At 67.5% G+C, this 16,090-nt stretch carries 12 protein-coding genes and 1 pseudogene; 5 read left to right on the top strand and 8 right to left on the bottom strand.

Annotation, left to right across the window (positions count from 1 at the left end; translation table 11 throughout):
* Positions 1 to 102 precede the first annotated feature (102 nt).
* A pseudogene (locus tag AC6LKD_RS05005) lies at positions 103 to 2,025 on the top strand (5'-nucleotidase C-terminal domain-containing protein); the annotation flags it as partial.
* A gap of 293 nt (positions 2,026 to 2,318) precedes the next feature.
* On the opposite strand, the gene AC6LKD_RS05000 reads toward AC6LKD_RS05005, so the two are convergent.
* Genes AC6LKD_RS05000 through AC6LKD_RS04980 form a run of 5 tightly spaced genes read right to left on the bottom strand, consistent with a single transcriptional unit; the run spans position 2,319 to position 8,095 of the window.
* Positions 2,319 to 3,083, bottom strand: coding sequence for an iron ABC transporter ATP-binding protein (locus tag AC6LKD_RS05000; protein ID WP_498115391.1), 765 nt, complete (start codon positions 3,081 to 3,083; stop codon positions 2,319 to 2,321).
* A complete protein-coding gene (locus tag AC6LKD_RS04995) occupies positions 3,080 to 4,066 on the bottom strand; it encodes an iron chelate uptake ABC transporter family permease subunit (RefSeq protein ID WP_498115389.1) in 987 nt (328 codons plus the stop codon). Before AC6LKD_RS04995 ends, AC6LKD_RS05000 begins: the two co-directional genes overlap by 4 nt.
* Positions 4,059 to 5,051: an ABC transporter permease gene (locus AC6LKD_RS04990; RefSeq protein ID WP_013394562.1), complete on the bottom strand. Its 993-nt coding sequence runs from the start codon at positions 5,049 to 5,051 to the stop codon at positions 4,059 to 4,061. The genes AC6LKD_RS04995 and AC6LKD_RS04990 overlap by 8 nt, the downstream gene beginning before the upstream one ends.
* A 32-nt stretch (positions 5,052 to 5,083) precedes the next feature.
* Positions 5,084 to 6,034, bottom strand: a complete 951-nt coding sequence (locus AC6LKD_RS04985) for a siderophore ABC transporter substrate-binding protein (protein WP_498115387.1) — start codon at positions 6,032 to 6,034, stop codon at positions 5,084 to 5,086.
* A 42-nt stretch (positions 6,035 to 6,076) separates the two neighbouring features.
* Entirely contained in the window at positions 6,077 to 8,095 is a 2,019-nt protein-coding gene (locus tag AC6LKD_RS04980) for a ligand-gated channel protein (protein ID WP_498115385.1), read from the bottom strand.
* A 212-nt stretch (positions 8,096 to 8,307) separates the two neighbouring features.
* Between AC6LKD_RS04980 and AC6LKD_RS04975 the strand changes: the two genes are divergently transcribed.
* Both AC6LKD_RS04975 and AC6LKD_RS04970 read left to right on the top strand, forming a co-directional pair.
* Positions 8,308 to 9,021, top strand: a complete 714-nt coding sequence (locus AC6LKD_RS04975) for a response regulator (protein WP_498115383.1) — start codon at positions 8,308 to 8,310, stop codon at positions 9,019 to 9,021.
* The gene (locus AC6LKD_RS04970; RefSeq protein ID WP_498115381.1) at positions 9,021 to 10,412 is read left to right on the top strand and encodes a sensor histidine kinase; all 1,392 of its coding nucleotides are present in this window, start codon (positions 9,021 to 9,023) and stop codon (positions 10,410 to 10,412) included. The genes AC6LKD_RS04975 and AC6LKD_RS04970 overlap by 1 nt, the downstream gene beginning before the upstream one ends.
* Positions 10,413 to 10,427: 15 nt before the next feature.
* Here the strand turns inward: AC6LKD_RS04970 and AC6LKD_RS04965 are convergent, their stop codons facing one another.
* From AC6LKD_RS04965 to AC6LKD_RS04955, 3 genes are read right to left on the bottom strand one after another with little or no spacing between them, the layout of a single operon-like run.
* Entirely contained in the window at positions 10,428 to 11,246 is an 819-nt protein-coding gene (locus tag AC6LKD_RS04965) for a TatD family hydrolase (RefSeq protein ID WP_498115379.1), read from the bottom strand.
* A gap of 39 nt (positions 11,247 to 11,285) precedes the next feature.
* Positions 11,286 to 11,975, bottom strand: a complete 690-nt coding sequence (locus AC6LKD_RS04960) for an ABC transporter ATP-binding protein (RefSeq protein ID WP_207464361.1) — start codon at positions 11,973 to 11,975, stop codon at positions 11,286 to 11,288.
* Positions 11,968 to 13,200, bottom strand: a complete 1,233-nt coding sequence (locus tag AC6LKD_RS04955; RefSeq protein WP_492276475.1) for a lipoprotein-releasing ABC transporter permease subunit — start codon at positions 13,198 to 13,200, stop codon at positions 11,968 to 11,970. Before AC6LKD_RS04955 ends, AC6LKD_RS04960 begins: the two co-directional genes overlap by 8 nt.
* 178 nt (positions 13,201 to 13,378) lie before the next feature.
* Between AC6LKD_RS04955 and AC6LKD_RS04950 the strand changes: the two genes are divergently transcribed.
* Together AC6LKD_RS04950 and recJ are read left to right on the top strand one after the other, a co-directional pair.
* The gene (locus AC6LKD_RS04950; RefSeq protein WP_013394570.1) at positions 13,379 to 14,323 is read left to right on the top strand and encodes a hypothetical protein; all 945 of its coding nucleotides are present in this window, start codon (positions 13,379 to 13,381) and stop codon (positions 14,321 to 14,323) included.
* Positions 14,305 to 16,005, top strand: a complete 1,701-nt coding sequence (gene recJ, locus AC6LKD_RS04945) for a single-stranded-DNA-specific exonuclease RecJ (protein ID WP_013394571.1) — start codon at positions 14,305 to 14,307, stop codon at positions 16,003 to 16,005. The genes AC6LKD_RS04950 and recJ overlap by 19 nt, the downstream gene beginning before the upstream one ends.
* Positions 16,006 to 16,090 lie beyond the last annotated feature (85 nt).

Genomic DNA, 16,090 nt, shown 5'->3' with positions numbered 1-16,090 from the left:
TTCCAGTTAATGAGAATGGGTCGCAATCTTTTTGTTATTTCGTTGCCGGCGGGCCACGATAAATGAGACAGTCGTCCAATTCAGTTTTCTGTCAGCACGTGTATGCAACCCGTGCGCGAACCGTGGCCGCGCCAGCCTTCGCCCATGTCACGGCCGGGTCACACGCTGTCCCCAAAATTCCTTTCCTTCAAACCCGGAGGAAAGACGGTGAAGCCGAATCTAGGAAAGATCCTTGCAATGTCCGCCAGCGCCGCGCTGTTGGCGGGCCTGGCCGCTTGCGGCGGCGATGACGACGACGATGACACGCCCGCGACGCCGCCGCAGGCCAGCGTGCCGCAGGGCTCCACGCTGGACGTGGCCATCCTGGGCACCACCGACCTGCACGCCAACGTGCTGGGTTACGACTATTACAAGCTGGCTGAAGACAAGAGCTACGGCGTGGACCGCACGGCCACGCTCATCGCCAATGCCCGCAAGCAGTACGCCAACACCCTGCTGTTCGACAACGGCGACACCATCCAGGGCACGGCCCTGTCCGACTACCAGGCGCTGGTGGCCCCGGTGCAATGCAGCGACATGCTGGCGATCTACAAGCAGATGAAGCTGCTAACCTATGACGCCGCCACGCTGGGCAACCACGAGTTCAACTATGGCCTGCCCTTTCTGTCGCAGATCACGAATACGGACCTGGGGCTGGCCGGCATCGGCAAAGGCACGGCCCAGACCAACCCCGCCGGCGCCAAGGACTGCGCGGAGCCAGGCTTTCCCTTCGTGTCCGCCAACGTCGTATCGGCTGCGAGCAAGCAGCCCGTCTTCAAGCCCTGGGTGGTGCTGGACAAGACCTTCAAGGCCACGGATCCGAACGGCAAGCAGATCGATGTCGCGCTGAAAGTGGGCGTGATCGGCTTTGCGCCTCCGCCCATCCTGCAATGGGACAAGGCCAACCTCGAAGGCCACGTCGAAGTCTCCGGCTGGAAGGAGTCGGCGCAGCGCTACGTGCCGGAAATGCGCGCGGCGGGCGCCGACCTGGTGGTGGCGCTGGCGCACGGCGGCATCGACATGGTCGCCGCCTATAGCCCCGCCATGGAGAATGGCGCCGGCTACCTGAGCCAAGTACCCGGCATCGATGCCCTGATCACCGGCCACCAGCACCTGCTGTTCCCCGACACCAACGCCAAGTCGCAATTCGCGGGCCAGCCCGGCATCGATCTGGAGAAGGGTCTGATCAACGGCGTGCCCGCGGTGCAGGCCGGCCAGTGGGGCAACAACCTGGGGCAGATCACGCTCAAGCTGGCGTATGACAAGAGCTGGCAGGTGCAGAAGGACGCCACGCGCGTGCAGCGCATCTCCACCCGCCTGACCGCGCAGAGCGGCGCCACGCCCGCGACCTACGTCGAACCGGATGCCGCCACCCAGCAGCTGGTGCAGGCGGAACACGCGGCCACCATCGCCTACGTCAAGACACCCATTGGCCAGAGCCGCTTCGACATGGCGACCTATTACGCGCTGGCGGGTGACGTGTCGGCGTTGCAGATCGTGAACATGGCGCAGATCGATTATCTGGCGGACTACATCGCCAAGAACAAGCCGTCATACGCCGCGCTGCCCATCCTGTCCGCCGCTGCGCCCTTCAAGGGCGGACGCAACGGCCCGGGCGATTTCACCTACGTGAAGCAGGGCAACATCGCCATCAACAACGCCGCCGATCTGTACCTGTACCCGAACACCCTGCAGGTAGTGCGGGTCAGCGGCAACATCGTGCGGCAATGGCTGGAGAAGACGGCCGAACAGTTCCGCCAGATCGACCCGGGCCAGGTCGCGCCGCAGGATCTGATCGACACCGGCTTCCCGACCTTCAACTTCGACGTGCTGTACGCCGCCGGCAACGCCTTGCAGTATGAAATCGACGTGACCAAGCCCAAGGGCTCGCGCATCACGAAGCTGACGTACCAGGGCGCGCCGCTGGATCCCGCCGCGCAATTCCTGGTGGTCACCAACAACTATCGCGCCAGCGGCGGCGGCGACTTCCCCGGCCTGGCCGGCGGCAAGGGCGACATCGTGCTGCAAGCTCCGGACGCCAGCCGCGACGTGCTGATCAGCTACATCAAGAAGCACCCGGATCTGGACCTGGCCAGCTATGGCCTGGACCGCAGCTGGCGCTTTGCGCGGGTGGGTGCATTGGCTGGACCGGTGGTGTTCGCGTCGGTGCCAGGGACGCTGGCCATGGCCGCGGCGCATGGCGTGGACAACGTCAGCGTGCATGACGCCACGCCCGACCCGGTGACCCAGCTGTCGCGCTACGCGGTGGATCTCAGCCGCTAAAGCTGGCGGTAGTAGACGCAGATGCGCCGGCCGCCGATCTCGTGCACCTCGATCGGCAGCTCGTACAGCTCGCTCAGGATCTCCGGCCGGACCAGTTCGGCCGGAGTCCCCTGATGCGCGATGCGCCCTGCCCGCATCGCCACGATGCGGTCGGCGTAGGTGGACGCGAAATTGATGTCGTGCAGCACCAGCACCACGGTCTTGCCCAGTTCGTCCGCCGCCCGCCGCAAGGTGCCCATCATGGCGACGGCGTGCTTCATGTCCAGGCTGTTCAAGGGCTCGTCCAGCAGCACGTAGCGCGTGTCCTGGCACAGCACCATCGCGACGAAGGCGCGCTGGCGCTGTCCGCCCGACATCTCGTCCAGGTAACGGTCGGCCAGCGGCTCCAGGTTCAGGTAGGCAATGGCGCGGTCGATGTGGTCCTTGTCTTCAAGCGTCAGCCGGCCGCCGGTATGCGGATAACGGCCGAACGCGACCAGGTCCCTCGCCGTCAGCCGCAGCGGCAGGTGGTTGTCCTGGCGCAGGATGGCCAGGCGACGCGCCAGCTCGCGGCTGTCCGCCCGCGTCACGTCCAGGCCTTCCACCAGCACCCGGCCGGCGGACATGGGCAGCAAGCGGCTGACCATGGACAGCAGCGTGGACTTGCCCGCGCCGTTGGGGCCGATGATGGCCGTAACGCCGCCCGCCGGCAGCGTCAGGCTGACATCGTCGACCACCACGCTATCGCCGTACTGCTTGCTGATTTTCTGGATTTCTATCATCGGCGCCCCCTGCGCAGGATCAGGACGAGGAACATCAGGCCGCCCAGGAATTCGATCACCACGCTGACGGTGGTGTTCAGGCCCAGCACGCGTTCAAGCAGCGTCTGGCCGCCGACCAGGAAGATCACGCTCAGCAGCACGGCCGCCGGCACGGTGTGGCGGTGCCGGTCGGAACCCATGGCCTGATAGGCCAGGTTGCTGACCAGCAGGCCGAAGAAGGTCACCGGACCGACCAGCGCCGTCGATACCGACACCAGCACCGCAATGGCGGCCAGCGTCAGCATCAGCGTGCGGCGATAGTCCACGCCCAGGTTCACCGCAATATCGCGGCCCAGCGCCAACACGTCGTAGCGGCGCCGCATACGCCACACCAGCAGGGAAGCGGAGCACACCGCGGCCAGCGCGATCGGCAGCAGGCCCACGCGCACAGTGTTGAAGCTGGCGAACATGCGGTCCTGCAGCACCAGGAACTCGTTGGGATCGATCAGCCGCACCACGAAACTGGACAGGCTGCGGAACAGCAGGCCGAAGATGATGCCCACCAGCATCATCAGGTGCAGGCTGCGCACCGCGTCGGAGAACAGCCAGCGGAACAGCAGGCAGGCAAACGCCGTCATGGCGCCGACCTCCAGCAGGAACGCCGCCACCGGATGGCTGGCGGCGGTGGCCGCCTGGCCGAAGCCGAACACCACCACCGCCTGGATCAGTAGGTACAGGGCGTCGAAGCCCATGATGGCCGGCGTCAGGATGCGGTTGTGGGTGATGGTCTGGAACAGCACCGACGACACCGCCACGGCATAGGCCACCAGCAGCATCGCCGCCAGCTTGGCGCCGCGGAACGGAATCACGAAGGACCACTGGCCATTGGCGCCCAGGGTCATGAAGGCGACGGCACAGGCCAGGGCGGCCGCGCCCAGCAGCCATAGGCGCCAGGCTTGCGGCGCGCGGACCGGCGCAGCTGCGCGGATTGCGAATTCAGCCAAGTCGGTTCCTCCGCGTGCGCAACAGCCACAGGAACAGGATGCTGCCCAGCACGCCGACCACCGTGCCGATGGGAATCTCGTAGGGATGGATCACCAGCCGGCCGATGACGTCGCAGGCCAGCACGAACACCCCGCCCAGCACCGCCACGTAGGGAATGGAGCGGCGCATGTTGTCGCCCAGTACCAGGCTGACGGCGTTGGGCACGATCAGGCCCAGAAAGGGAATACTGCCCGCCGTCACCACCACCACGGCCGAAATCGCGGACACGATCAGCAGTCCCGCCAGCGTCAGCCGCGCATGGTTCAGACCGAGGTTGGCGGCGAACTCGCGGCCCATGCCCGCCACCGTGTAGCGGTCGGCGGCCGCGTAAGCCGCACAGGCCAGGCCGAAGCCTATCCACAGCAGTTCATAGCGCCCCCGCAGCACGCCCGAAAAATCGCCCGTGGTCCAGGCATGCAGCGACTGCAGCAGGTCGTAGCGGTAGGCGACGAAGGTAGTGGCGGCGTGGATCACGCCGCCCAGGATCAGCCCGATCAGCGGCACGATGAAAGGCGTGCGCAGCGGCACGCGCTTGAGCAAGGCCAGGAACAGCAAGGTGCCGGCCAGCGCGAAGCCCGTGGCCGTGAGCATCTTGCCGATCACGGGCGTATCCGGCGCCAGCAACGTGACCACCAGTATGCCCAGGGTCGCGGACTCCACCGTGCCCGCGGTAGTGGGCTCCACGTAGCGGTTGCGCACCAGCATCTGCATGATCAGCCCCGCCACCGCCAGCGACATGCCGGCCAGCAGCAAGGCCAGCGTGCGCGGTATCCGGCTGACCATAAGCAGGCGCCAGGCCCGCTCCGCGTCCTCGCCGCCGCTCCACAGCGCGGCCAGGCTGAGCTGGCCGGCGCCCAAGCTGATGCTGGCCGCGCACAGGGCCAGCAGCAAGGCGACTGCCGCCGCCAAACCGCCCCAACCGCCTATCGACTGCCGCCAGCTCACCCGCAATGCTCCCGCCGCTCAGGCATAAGGCTTTACTTACCCGCCGCCAGCGCGCCAGCGATCTCGTCCACGTTCTGCTGCATGGCGGTCAGGCCTGCGCTGCCCAGCAGATACCAGTTGTAGCCGTTCAGGTAGACCACGCGCTTGTTCTTCCAGGCCTTGGTCGGACGCAACAGCTCGTTGTCCAGCATGCGCTGGGCCGATACCCCTTCGCGGCCAATGGCGGCATCGCGGTCGATCACGAACAGCCAGTCAGGGTCGGTCTGGGCGATGAACTCGAAGGAGATCGCCTGGCCGTGGTTCGACACGCTCAGCCCCGTCGTCGCCGGCTTGATGCCGAAGGCGTCGTGGATCACGCCGAAGCGCGAACCCGGGCCATAGGCGCTCATCTTGCCGCCGGTGGTCAGCACGATCAGTGCGGTGCCGGCGCTTGCCGCCTTGCCGTTCAGATCCGCGATCGAAGCGCGCAGCGCGTCGAGCTTGGTCTTCGCAACGTCCTGTTTGCCGTAGATGGCGGCCAGCGTTTCGGTGTTGCGCGTGACGCTGCCCACCAGATCCTTGGCGTTCACGGTCAGATCCACGGTGGGCGCCAGCTTGGCGAGCTCGTCGTACTTGGGCGCGGAGCGGCCCGCCACGAAGATGAGCTGCGGCGCGGCGGCGTGGATCACCTCGTAGTTGGGCTCGAACATCGAACCCACCTTCAGGTAGCGCTGATCGGCATACTGGCTCAGCTGCGGCGGCCACTTGGCGACCGTCGGCACGCCCGTCGCGTCCACGCCCAACGCATGCAGCGTGTCCAGCACGGCCAGGTCCATGACTACCGTCTTCGCCGGGTTGGCCGGTACGGCGGTTTCACCGCGCGCGTGCTTTACCGGCACTGTCGCCTGCGCCGCGCATACCGCCGTAGCGGCGCCGAGGACCAGCGCGGCCCCGGCCTGGACCGCCCAACGCCGGACGCGGCCTGCTTGCGTTTGCTTCTTCATGCATACCTCTTCATGTAGCGGGCGCCAGGCGCCCTTTCAAACTCAGAACTTGACGCCCACGCCCAGCCAGTAGCGGCGGCCGTCCTCGACATAGCCGTAGTCGTCGTACGTAACCTGCTTGTCGAACAGGTTGTAGATGCCGGCGTACACCGCCACGGTCTTGTTCACCTGGTACGAGCCGCCCAGGTCCACGAAGGTGTAGGAAGGCGCCACCACCGACGAGGAAGACGGGCCGGTGATGGGCTGGCTTTCCTTGCCGCGGTAGTTCAGGCGCGCCCATGCCTGCAATGCGTCCGAGGCCTGCCAGTTCACCGTGGTGGTGAACAGATGCTTGGGCAGCTGGTTCAGCGGCTGGCCCTGGTACTGGCCGGACTTCTGTTCCGACTTGGTGAAGGTGTAGCTGCTGGTCATGGACCAGTCGCGCGACAGCGGCAGCTTCAAGTTGGCTTCCACGCCGCGCGAATTGGCCTTGTCCACGTTCATGTAGGTGGTCGGGTCCGAGCCGAACTGGTTCGGGCCGTCCGTGCACTGGCTCGCCGGGCAAGCCACGCGGGTGATCTTGTCCTTGAAGTCGTTGTTGAAAATGGTCAGGCCGGCGTTGAAGCCTTCGCCGTCGTCATACAGGATGCCGATTTCCTCGGTCACCGACTTCTCGGGCGTCAGGTCCGGATTGCCGTACATATTGCCGCCACGGCTGACCTGGCCCCAGCCAGCCACCGTCTGGCGCAGATCAGGCGCGCGGAACCCCGTGGACACGCCGCCCTTCAGGGTCCAGCGGTCGGCCATGTGCCAGACGCCGTACAGGCGCGGGCTGAAGTGCGTACCGAAGTTCTCGTCTTCGTCCATGCGCAGGCCGGTTGTGACAGCGAAGGTCTCGGTCAGGCGCCATTCGTCCTCGGCGAACAAGGCCCACTGGTAGCGGTCTACCTTGCTGGGGCCGTTGGCCAGCTGGTTGCCGGTCTGGTCGTTCAGGCGCTGGCTCAGGTAGCTGCCGCCCAGGGTCAGCATGTGCGAGCCCAGCGGCAGCGTCCAGCTGGTCTGGATGTCCAGATTCTTGATCTTCATCTGGCGCGAGCGGTTGTCGAATTCTTCCTGCTGCACGTAGCTGTCCGACACGCCCCAGCCCCAGCGTCCGGTGTGCGACAACGCCCACTTGTTGCTGCGGTAGTCGGTATCGGACGAGGCCGGGCAGCCATTGCGCCCGCAAGCCTGGCCGGGCGGCAGCGGCTCAACGGTCTTGCCCAGCGTTTCGTGCAGCTTCTGGCGCATGGTGGTCGCTTCCAGCACGATGTCGTGGTCGCGGTTGGGCGTCAGCGCCAGCTTGGCCGTGACGCTTTCCGAGTTGCGTTTGCGGAAGCCGTCGACGATGTCGTCTTCATCGCGCTGCGTGGCCTGGCCGTAGATCTGCAGGCCCAGCAGGTCGGTCTTGATCGGGCCGGACAGGTAGAAGTTGCCCTGGTAGATGTCGCCCGACTTGTTGCTTTCCTGGATGGTCGTGTCCAGGCGGATCTCGCCGCCCCACTCCGAGGGCACCTTGCGGGTGATGATGTTGATCACCCCGCCCATGGCGTCCGAGCCGTACAGCGAAGACATGGGGCCGCGCACCACTTCGATGCGCTCGATGGCGGAAAGCGGCGGCGTCCAGCCGCCTTCGACGCCCGTGGAGTCCGAGTTGGTGCGGGTTTCGCGCGAATTCTGGCGCTTGCCGTCGATCAGGATCAGCGTGTACTTGGGTCCCATGCCACGCAGGCTGATGTCCTGGCGGTCCCCGCCGCCGGTGACGATCACGCCCGGCACGTCCACCAGCGCGTCGTTGATGTCGCGATAGAACTTCTTGTCCAGGTCCTCGCGGGTGATCACGCTGATCGACGCCGGCGCGTCCTGGATCTGCTGCTCATAGCCCGAGGCCGTCACCACCACGGTATCCAGCGTCTTGGCGCTGTCCGCGCTTTGCGCCCACAGGGGCTGCGCCACGCCGAAACCCGCGGCGCACAGGGCTGCCGCCAATTGCGTGCGCGAGCCCGGACCGCGCCGGCCGGCGACCATTTGTTTGCTGCTCATGATTCCAATTTCTCCCGTCCCAGGCCCGCGCCGCACCCCGCGTGCGGCGTCCGTCCTGCCCCGTACTTATTAATGAAAACCATTCTCATATTAGAATTGGAGCTGCCGGGAGCCAGCAACACGCTTTCCGCAACTTTTATCTTCTTTGAACTTCTTGACACTCCGGTCCGCGGCCATAAGCCAAACTGCCGGATGCAGAACCGACGACACGCATGCCTTTTTCCCACGCTCCGGCGACGCGCCGCATCCTGCTGATCGACGACGATGTCGAGCTCGCGCAGATGCTGCGCGAATACCTGGAACCCGGCCATTGCCAGCTCGCCCTGGCGCATAGCGGCGCGCAGGGCCTGGCCCTGCTGGCGCGAGACGACTACGACCTGGTGCTGCTGGATTTGATGCTGCCCGACGGCAACGGGCTGGATCTGCTGAAGCAGTACCGCCAGCGCTCGCGCCGGCCCGTCATCATGTTCACCGCCCACGGCGGCGAGACGGACCGCGTGCTGGGCCTGGAGTTCGGCGCCGACGATTACCTGGCCAAACCTTTTAGCCCGCGCGAACTCAAGGCCCGCATCAGCGCGGTGCTGCGCCGCTTCGAGGAGGTGCCCGACACCGCCCGGCCCCCCTTGGCGCTGGGCGCGGTGTCGCTCGACCCCGCCACCGGCCTCTTGCGCGTGGGCGACAGCGAAATCGCGCTGACTGGCGCCGAGCAGCGCATCCTGGAAATCCTCCTGCGCACGCCTGGCCAGGTGGTCGGACGCGACCAGATCGGCCTGTACGCGCTGGGCCGCAAGCCGGACCGCTACGACCGCAGCATCGATACCCACATCAGCGCGCTGCGCAAGAAGCTGCGCAGCGACAGCGGCGCCGAAACGCTGGCCATCCGCAACCTGCGCGGCCTGGGCTACGTGCTGGCGGGCGCGGACTGATGGCCTGGCTGCCCGCCCGCTCGCTGTTCTGGCGCGCTTTCCTGACCTTCTGGGGCGCAATGGCCGTCATTCTGGTGTGCGGCATGGTGCTGACCGCCGCGGTCGCCTGGTACCGCTTCAACTCCCTGGACGGCCTGAATCCCGGCAACCTCACGCGCGACGCAGCGCAGATCGCCCGCAGCGAGGGCGTGGATGGCCTGGAACGCTGGGTCCAGGCCATGGACCAGCGCTACTCGGCCCTGAAGATCTACGTCATGGACGCCCAGGACGCCGACATCCTGGGCCGGCGGCTACCCGCCCGCATGGAAGACTGGTTGAGCGATTTCCGCGCAGGACCCGACCGCTCGCCAAAGGCGGACTACCTGCCCGCCGACCCCACCGGCGAACGGGTCTCCTGGTGGGAACCGCAAAAGCTGGTGCTGCCCGATGGCTCGGTGCTGCTGATGCTGTTCCTGCCGTTCGATTCTTCGCATTGGGAAGTGCTGGCCCTGTCGCCGGTCGCGCTGGCGCTGGTGCTGTTCGCGCTGGCGGTAACCGCTCCATTCTGCTGGGCCCTGAGCCGCCACGTGACGGCGCCATTGGCGCAGCTGCGCCAGACCACCCACGCCTTGTCGGCTGGCCGGCTGGACGTCCATACGCCCGCCAAGCTGGCCCGCCGCAAGGACGAGCTGGGCCTCTTGGCACGCGACTTCGACGCCATGGCCGACCGCCTGAAAGCCCTGGTCGACACACGCGAGCAGTTGCTGCACAACATCGCACACGAGCTGCGCTCGCCGCTCGCGCGGCTGCGGCTGGCGGCCGAACTGGCGCGGCGCAAGGACGAACGCCAGGACCTGCAGCTGGACCGCATCGAACTCGAATGCGAACGCCTGGACGCGCTGGTCGGCAACACCCTGAGGCTGGCGCGCCTGGGCGCCTTGCCCGTGCCCACCGAAAACCTGGACCTGGCCGAAGTCGTTTCCGACGTGGTCAATGATGCCCGCTACGAAGCCGGCGGCCGGCAGATAGGCATAGAGTGGCAGCAACAGGCCCCGGTGCCGCTCATCGGCGATCGCTGCAGCCTGGCCAGCGCCATCGAGAACGTACTGCGCAACGCCCTGCGCTTCGCGCCCGCGCACAGTGCGATCCGCGTGCGCCTGCTGTCGAACTCGCAGGAGGCCTGCCTGGAAATCGAAGATCGCGGGCCGGGCGTGGCAACCGAAGAGCTGGAAGCGCTGTTCGAGCCCTTCTATCGCACAGCATCGGGCGCGCGCAAGGCCGGCAGCGGCGCCGGGCTGGGGCTGTCCATCGCCCAGGCCGCGGTGGCCGCGCACAAGGGCACGATGTCGGCCCGCAATATCTCGCCGCAAGGGCTTTGCGTGCGGATGGAGCTGCCTCGCCTGGCCGGCTGAACCGGGCAGCCGCGGTCAGTCGGCATCGGCCAGGATCGCGGCCGGCAGCCGCGGCAAGACGCGCATGGCATTGGCCGTGGTGGCATGCGCCACCTGCGCGGGCGTGATGCCGCGCAGTTCCGCCAGCGTGGCGGCGATGCGGACCAATTCCGCCGGCGCGTTGCGTCGCTGCGGCGGATGCAGCCAGGCCGGTGGAATGTCCGGTGCATCGGTTTCCAGCACCAGGTGCGCCAGGTCCACGTCCACCGCATGGCGGCGGATCTGCAAGGCGCGCTCATAGGTCATGGCGCCGCCCAGGCCCAGCGCAAAACCCTGGTCGATGAAAGCCTGCGCCTGCTGCGCGCTGCCGTTGAAGGCGTGCGCAATGCCGCCGATACGCGGGTGGCGGCGCAGATACTTCAAGAGGATGTCTTGCGATCTGCGCACATGCAGCAGCACCGGCAGATGGAACTCGGCGGCCAGCGCCAGCTGCGCGGCGTAGAACCGTTCCTGGCGCTCGCGCGGCTCGCCAGAAGCGATTTCAGGAACGAAGAAGTCCAGGCCGATCTCGCCGATGGCGACGAAGCGCGGATCGCCCAGCGCTTCCTTGACGGCCGCACGTAGCGCGTCCAGATCATCATCGCTGGCGCGCTGCACATACAACGGATGAATGCCCAGCGCATAGGCGCCGCCGGCGGTCTTGCCGGCCAGATCGCGCACCACGGAAAAATTGGCGCGCTCGACCGCCGGAATCACGATGGACTGGACGCCCGCCTCGCAGGCGTCGTCGGCGACCTGCTCGCGGTCGGCGTCGAACTCGGCGGCATCCAGGTGGCAATGGGTATCGATCAGCATGGGCGCGACCTCCTTGTCCGGATTATCGCCCCGCGCGCCTTAACCCGAAACCAGGCGGCCGTTTTCCATCAGCAGTTGGCGGTCGGCGCGGGCGGCCAGTTCGGGGTCGTGGGTGACGATGGCGAACGCCGTGCCCGATTCCTGGTTCACCCGCGTCAACAGTTCGAACATATTGTGCGCGGTGTGGCGGTCCAGGTTGCCGGTGGGTTCGTCGGCCAGCACGCAGACGGGACGCGTGACCAGGGCCCGCGCCAGCGCCACGCGCTGCCGCTCGCCGCCGGACAACTGCCCCGGGAAATGCCCTTCGCGGGCGGCCAGGCCCACCATGCCCAGGACTTCGTGCGCGGCTGCCCGCGCCTTATCGCGGCTCTCGCGGCGCACGATCAGCGGCATCGCCACGTTGTCCAGCGCGGAAAACTCCGGCAGCAGGTGGTGGAATTGGTAGACGAAGCCCAGGCTGCGGTTGCGCACCGCGCTCTTGCGGCCCTCGGACAGTCCGACGGCGAGCTGGCCATCCACCGAGACGGAGCCGCTGGTAGGCACGTCCAGCAGGCCCAGGATATGCAGCAGCGTGCTCTTGCCCGAGCCCGAGGCGCCGACGATGGCGACCATTTCGCCGCGCGCCACCGTCAGGCTGACGTTGCTCAGCACTTCGATGCGCGCGGGGCCTTCGTCGTAGACCTTGACGATATTGTCGGCCTGCAGCGCGTGAGTCAGCATGTCAGTCATGGCGCAGCACCTGTGCGGGTTGCAGGCGCGAGGCGCGCCAGCTGGGATACAGGGTCGCCAGCAACGACAGCACCAGGGAAGTCACGCCGATGGTGACGATGTCGCCCATCTGCGGATCCGAAGGCAAGGCGCTGATGAAATAGATTTCGCGCGGCAGGAAATGCACGCCCAGCAGGCCCTCGATGAACGGCACGATCACGTCCACGTTGTAGGCGATCAGGATGCCGCCCGCCACGCCCAGCAGCGTGCCGATCACGCCGATCAGCGCCCCCTGCACCAGGAAGATGCGGGCAATCTCGCGCGGGCCGGCGCCCAGCGTGCGCAGGATGGCGATGTCGGACTGCTTGTCCTTCACGGCCATGACCAGGGACGACAGCAGGTTGAACGCGGCCACGGCCACGATCAACGCCAGGATCAGGAACATCATGCGCTTTTCGGTCTTCACGGCCGCGAACCAGGTGCGGTTGTTGCGCGACCAGTCGCTCGCCATCATGTAGGGCGGCAGCACCTTCTGCAGCTCGGCCGCCACTTCCGGCGCGCGCTGCATGTCGGCGACGCGCAGGCGCACGCCGGCGGTGCCGCTGTCGCGGAACACGCGGGCGGCATCCTCGTCGTCGACGAAGGCCAGCGAGGAATCGTATTCATAGTGGCCGGACGAGAACACGCCCACCACGGTGAACTGGCGCATGCGCGGCGTGAAACCCGCCGGGCTGATCGAGCCTTGCGGCGCCATCATCAAGAGCGTGTCGCCCAGCTTCACGCCCATGCCATCGGCCAGTTCATTGCCCAGCACCACGCCGAAACTGCCGGGTTTCAGATCGGTGAGCTTGCCCGACACCATCTGGCGCGGCAGGTCCGAGACATTGCCTTCGGTCTGCGGATCGATGCCGCGTACCTGCACGCCCCGCAAGGCCTGGCCGCGCACCAGCATGCCCTGCGCCGCCACGAACGGGGCGCCGGCCTTGACGGCGGGATTCTTCTCGGCGGCGGACGCGAATTCCTGCCATCTCTCCAGCACCCGCTCGGGCGCGGCCCCGGGAATATAGAGTTCGATGTGCGGCAGCACCGACAACATGCGGTCGCGCACTTCCTTCTGGAAGCCGTTCATTACGGACAGCACCACGATCAGCGCGGCAACGCCCAGCGCGATGCCCGCCATCGAACTGGCGGCGATGAAGGAGATGAAGCGATCGCGGCGGCCGCGTCGCTGACGGATTCTGGCCAGCCCGGCATAGCGGGCGCCTATCCATAGTTCGTAGGGTATTTTCAGCACGTGCGCATTATGGCATTAACCGCCTGGATTCCGGCCCGCGGATGTGCGGTTCGGAGACCAGGCGTTTCAAGCTATGGCAGTCCGCGGCGCCGCTTAGTTCCCGGCGCCTGCGGGGACTACAATCGCGCCCATGCTGATCGTCATTCCGGGCGCCCTGCCCGCCCTACCCTTTGCCGCCGAACTGGCCAAGCTGTTGCCTGAACGCGCGCCCACGCTACATGGCTGGCTGCTCGCCGGCAGCGCCCGGCCCCAGGCCCATGACCGGCGCGCGCAGGGCTGCACGCCCTACGAAGCCTGGCTGCTGGACCGCGCGGGCTACGTCCCCGAGCCAGGCCTGCCGCCCGGCGCCGGACTCGGCCCGCTGCTGGCCGGGGCGCAAGCCGAAGGCAGCGGCCCCATCTGGCTGGCCGAACTGGTCCATCTGGCGCTGGGCACGGACCAGGCCACCTTGCTGGATCCCGGCCTGATGGACCTGCGCGCCGAGGAAACGGCCGCCCTGCTCGACACCGCCCGCCCCCTGTTCGAGGACACGGGCTTCGCGGTCGAAGAACTCTCGCCCGAACGCTGGCGCCTGCGCCTGCCGGAGGGCCTGCGTCCGCAGACCGCCAGCCCGCTGGCCGTGGCTGGACAGCGCCTGAACGACTGGTGGCGCCAGGACGCGGAAGCGCGCCCCTGGCGCCGGCTGCTCAATGAAATACAGATGGCCTGGCATGAACACCCGGTCAACGACGCCCGCGCGGCGCGCGGCTTGCCGCCAGTCAACGCGCTATGGCTGTATGGCGGCGGCACGCCCTGGACGCAGTCCCGGCCGACCCCGGCGCAGGTGTACGCCGATCTGGACGCCCCCCAGCGGGCCGGCGACTGGGCCGCCTGGCTGGACGCCCTGGCAGCGCTGGACGCGCAGCATCTGCGCCCGCTGGCCGGCAAGCATGGCCTGCCGGCCGCGCCCGCCGAACTGCTGCTGCTGGGCGACGACCGCAAGGTCGCCCTTACCCTGAAACCGCGCGGGGGCCTGCTCGGCTTGCTGCCCGCGCCCAAGAAAAACTGGAGCGCCTGGTGGTCTCACCCCGCTTAACCGTCCGCACGCCCGACCTGCAAGCCTGCCACATCCTGGAAGCCTCGGGCATCCACCCGTTGCTGGCCCGCCTGTGGGCCGCCCGCGGCGTCACCCATCCTGATCAAACCCAGCTCGCCTGGAAGTCGCTGCTGCCGCCCAACGGCCTGACGCATTCGGACCACGCTGCCGGCGTGCTGGCCGACGCCATTCAGGCGGGCAAGAAACTGCTGATCGTGGCCGACTACGACTGCGACGGCGCGACCGCCTGCGCGGTCGGCCTGCGCGCCCTGTCCGCCATGGGCGCGGACGTGGACTTCCTGGTGCCCAACCGCTTCGAAACCGGTTATGGCTTGTCGCCCGCCGTGGTCGACCTGGCGGTCCGGCATCGCGCCGGCAAGCCCGACATCATCATTACGGTCGACAACGGCATTGCCAGCGTCGACGGCGTGGCCGCGGCCAACGACGCTGGCATCGGCGTGGTCATCACCGACCACCACTTGCCGGGCGACACGCTGCCGGCGGCCCTGGCCATCGTGAACCCGAATCAGCCCGGCTGCGGCTTTCCGTCCAAGAACCTGGCGGGCGTGGGCGTCATTTTCTACATGATGCTGGCCCTGCGCGCCGAACTGCGCCGCCGCGGCGTCTACGCGGCCGATGGCGGCCCGCGCCTGGACGCGCTGTCCGACCTGGTGGCGCTGGGCACGGTGGCCGACGTAGTCAAACTGGATGCCAACAACCGCCTGCTGGTCACCCAGGGCCTGCAACGCATGCGCGCCGGCCGCCTGCAGCCAGGTTTGCGCGCACTGTTCGCCGTAGCCGGCCGCGAGCCGCGCGCGGCCAACGGCTTCGACCTGGGCTTCGCGCTCGGCCCCCGCATCAATGCGGCCGGCCGCCTGGCCGACATGAGCCTGGGCATCGCCTGCCTGACCACCGACGACGAGGCCCAGGCGCTGGAAATGGCGCGCGAGCTCGACAACATCAACCGCGAACGCCGCACGATCGAAGCCGAAATGCGCGAGCAGGCGCTGGCCGCCATGGAAGCGCCGAACGCGGCCGCAGGCGCCACGGTCTGTGTGTTCGACCCGGGCTGGCACCAGGGCGTGGTGGGCCTGGTGGCCTCGCGCCTGAAGGAAAAATTCTGGCGCCCGACGCTGGCCTTTGCGCCCGCGGGGGACGACGAAATCCGCGGTTCGGGCCGCTCGATCCCCGACGTGCACCTGCGCGACGCGCTGGACCTGGTGTCCAAGCGCCATCCCAACCTGATCCGCAAGTTCGGCGGCCACGCCATGGCGGCCGGCCTGACGCTGGGGCGCGAGGACTTCGCCGCGTTCGCCCCCGCCTTCGACGCCGCCGTGCGCGAGCTGACGGGCCGCGATACCTTCGAGCCGGTGATCGAGACCGACGGCTCGCTGGAATCGGGCTACGCCAACGCCGACGTCGCCGGCATGCTCCAGCAGCAGGTCTGGGGCGCCGGCTTCGCCGCCCCGCTGTTCCTGGACGAGTTCGTGGTGCGCAACCAGCGCCTGGTCGGGGAAAAGCACCTCAAACTGTCGCTGGAGCGCGGCCATCAGCGCTTCGACGCCATCTGGTTCGGCCACGACCAGTCGCTGCCCGAACATATCCAGGCGGCTTACCGGCTGGAGCAGAACGTGTGGAACGGGATGGTGTCGGTTCAGCTGGTCATCGAGCACGCGGGCTGAGGCCCGCCATGGGCGCAAGCCCCGATAAGGCGTGAAACGTCGCACGCGGAGCGGACCCGGGTACCTGTCCCAGGCCGCTCGCTCG

This window comes from Achromobacter sp. D7-1, assembly GCF_059760445.1.
This window is presented reverse-complemented; position numbering and strand designations above follow the sequence as displayed.

Coding starts and splice junctions, on each gene's coding strand:
- AC6LKD_RS05000 (WP_498115391.1), bottom strand. CDS start 3,083: ATGATAGAAATCCAGAAAATCAGCAAGCAGTACGGCGATAGCGTGGTG.
- AC6LKD_RS04985 (WP_498115387.1), bottom strand. CDS start 6,034: ATGAAGAAGCAAACGCAAGCAGGCCGCGTCCGGCGTTGGGCGGTCCAG.
- AC6LKD_RS04980 (WP_498115385.1), bottom strand. CDS start 8,095: ATGAGCAGCAAACAAATGGTCGCCGGCCGGCGCGGTCCGGGCTCGCGC.
- AC6LKD_RS04975 (WP_498115383.1), top strand. CDS start 8,308: ATGCCTTTTTCCCACGCTCCGGCGACGCGCCGCATCCTGCTGATCGAC.
- AC6LKD_RS04970 (WP_498115381.1), top strand. CDS start 9,021: ATGGCCTGGCTGCCCGCCCGCTCGCTGTTCTGGCGCGCTTTCCTGACC.
- AC6LKD_RS04965 (WP_498115379.1), bottom strand. CDS start 11,246: ATGCTGATCGATACCCATTGCCACCTGGATGCCGCCGAGTTCGACGCC.
- AC6LKD_RS04960 (WP_207464361.1), bottom strand. CDS start 11,975: ATGACTGACATGCTGACTCACGCGCTGCAGGCCGACAATATCGTCAAG.
- AC6LKD_RS04950 (WP_013394570.1), top strand. CDS start 13,379: ATGCTGATCGTCATTCCGGGCGCCCTGCCCGCCCTACCCTTTGCCGCC.